Below are 2,419 nucleotides of genomic sequence, written 5' to 3' on the forward strand. Positions count from 1 at the left end.
TCGAGTTGTCCGCGGCTGGACGAGCCCCAGCAGGTCGTGACGCGGACAACGGCAGAGCCAGAGAGGACGTGACCGTGCCGGGTCCACTCGAGGGGGTCCGCGTCGTCGAGCTGCCGGCCATCGGCCCGGTGCCGTTCGCGGCCATGCTGCTCGCCGACCTCGGCGCCGAGGTCGTGCGCATCGACAAGATCCCCGGCAGCCGCCCGGGCCTGGGTGACGTCATGGCTACGAGCGCGATGGGCCGCGGCCGGCGCTCGATCGCCCTGGACATCCGCAAGCCCAAGGGCGCCGAGGTCCTGCTGCGCCTGGTCGAGTCGGCCGACGTCGTGCTCGAGGGGTTCCGGCCCGGTGTGGCCGAGCGGCTCGGGATCGGGCCCGAGCAGGCGCACGCCCGCAACGCCCGGCTCGTCTACGGCCGGATGACGGGGTGGGGGCAGGACGGGCCGCTGGCCCGCACCGCCGGCCACGACATCACCTACCTGGCGCTCACCGGGCTGCTGGCCGGCATCGGTCGCGCCGGCGAACCGCCCGTCCCGCCCGTCAACTACGTCGCCGACTTCGGTGGCGGCGCGATGTTCCTCGCCGTGGGGGTGCTGGCCGCGGTGCTGCACGCCCGCGCCACCGGCGAGGGGCAGGTCGTCGACACCGCGATGGTCGACGGCGCCGCCTACCTCGGCTCCATGACCCGGGCCTTCCTGAACCAGGGTCTGTGGCGCGACCGGCCCGAGGCCAACTTCCTCGACGGCGGGTCGCCGAACTACCGCTGCTACCCCTGCGGCGACGGACGCTACGTCGCGATCGGCGCGATCGAGCCGCAGTTCTGGGCCGCCCTGTGCACGGCCATCGGCGAGGACTCGGCGACCGCACCGTCGCCGTACGACCCGGCGCAGTTCGCCGCCTGCACGGCCATGCTCGAGCGGGTCTTCGCATCGCGCGGCCGCGACGAGTGGGCGGCGGTCTTCGAGCCGCTCGACGCCTGCGTCGCGCCCGTGCTGAGCCTCGAGGAGGCGCTCGCGCACCCGCACAACGTCGAGCGCGGCACCTACGTCCCGGTCGGCGACGCACCGATGCCTGGGCCGGCACCGCGGTTCTCGGCCACGCCGGGCCGGGTCGGCACGGTCGGCTCGATCGGCGCCGACACCGACGCCGTGCTGGGTGAGGCCGGGTACACGGCCGAGGACGTCGCGGCGTTGCGGGCGGCCGCCGTCGTCTGAGCCGTGCCCGCCATCCGCACCGTGCCTGCCGTCAGCACCGTGCCTGCCGTCCGCACCGTGTCGGACGCTGCCGTTACGGTCGGGGCCACCGACCCAGGAGAGGCGTCATGGACTACAAGCTCGAGCTGGTGTGCGTGCCCGTCGGCAACGTCGACGCGGCGAAGGAGTTCTACGTCGAGAAGGCCGGCTTCGTCGCCGACCACGACCAGCGGGTCAACGAGTCGTTGCGCTTCGTGCAGTTGACCCCGCCCGGCTCCGGCTGCTCGATCTGCATCGGCGAGGGCCTCACCACGATGACGCCCGGGTCGCTCGAGGGGCTGCAGCTCGTCGTCGACGACGCCGACCGGGCCCGCGCCGAGTTCCTCGCCCGAGGCCTGGACGTCGACGAGGTCGAGGAGTTGCCCTGGGGCCGGTTCGTCTACTTCGCCGACCCGGACGGCAACAAGTGGAGCGTCCAGCAGATCGTCCGACCGGGCTGAGGTCCTCTATTCAGTTCTCGTCGTCGATCTTCAGCACGCCGTCCTGCTTCACGAAGCGGAACGACGTCTGCTGGGTGACCACGCGCCCGTCCTTGTAGTGGTAGGTCAGGCGGGCCGACGCCGAGTGCGGCGCCTGGCCCTGCACGTCGGCCGTGTCGACCCGGTCGATGCTGTTCCAGTAGTCGTCGAACACCTGGCGGCTCTGCGCACGGCCGTTCTGGAAGTGCGGCGTCAGTCGTGCCCAGCCGGCGTCCAGGTTGCCGGGGACCAGCTGGAAGTACTGCTGGACCGCGGCGGCCAGGTCCGCGTCCGTCGTCCTGCCACCGGCCGCGGAGGTCGCGGAGGTGGACGGTGCGGTCGACGACGACGACGACGCCGGCGTCGATGCCGGAGCCGAGCTCGACGTACGCGGCGATGTCGCCGGCGGACGCGACGTCGGCCCGGTCGCGGAGGCCGTGGTCGACGCGCCCCCGCCCTGCGACTGGTTCGAGCCCCCGGAGCCGGTGAGCAGGAACAATCCGGCGGCGCCGCCGATGAGCACGACGGCGAGGACGATGCCGAGCGGCAGCACCCAGCCCCGGTGCTCCTTGCGGACCGGCGGCTCCGAGGGGCGGGCCGGCCGACGGACCGGCGGCGGTGGACCGGCCGACGACGGGGCAGCCGACGGCACAGGGGCAGCCGACGGCACAGGGGCAGCCGACGGCACAGGGGCAGCCGACGGCACAG

At 73.5% G+C, this 2,419-nt stretch carries 3 protein-coding genes; 2 read left to right on the plus strand and 1 reads right to left on the minus strand.

Features of this window, described 5'->3' with window-relative positions; all coding sequences use genetic code 11:
* Positions 1-74 precede the first annotated feature (74 nt).
* A complete protein-coding gene (locus ACFFCA_RS13880) occupies positions 75-1,214 on the plus strand; it encodes a CaiB/BaiF CoA transferase family protein (RefSeq protein WP_375485755.1) in 1,140 nt (379 codons plus the stop codon).
* Positions 1,215-1,321: 107 nt separating this feature from the next.
* Complete coding sequence (locus ACFFCA_RS13885; RefSeq protein WP_375485757.1) at positions 1,322-1,693, plus strand: VOC family protein; 372 nt, start codon at positions 1,322-1,324, stop codon at positions 1,691-1,693.
* Positions 1,694-1,703: 10 nt separating this feature from the next.
* Here ACFFCA_RS13885 and ACFFCA_RS13890 read toward each other — a convergent pair whose 3' ends face one another.
* Complete coding sequence (locus ACFFCA_RS13890; protein ID WP_375485759.1) at positions 1,704-2,264, minus strand: hypothetical protein; 561 nt, start codon at positions 2,262-2,264, stop codon at positions 1,704-1,706.
* Positions 2,265-2,419 lie beyond the last annotated feature (155 nt).

It is taken from the genome of uncultured Jatrophihabitans sp., assembly GCF_964252635.1.
GTDB lineage: Bacteria > Actinomycetota > Actinomycetes > Mycobacteriales > Jatrophihabitantaceae > Jatrophihabitans.

Coding starts and splice junctions, on each gene's coding strand:
- ACFFCA_RS13885 (WP_375485757.1), top strand. CDS start 1,322: ATGGACTACAAGCTCGAGCTGGTGTGCGTGCCCGTCGGCAACGTCGAC.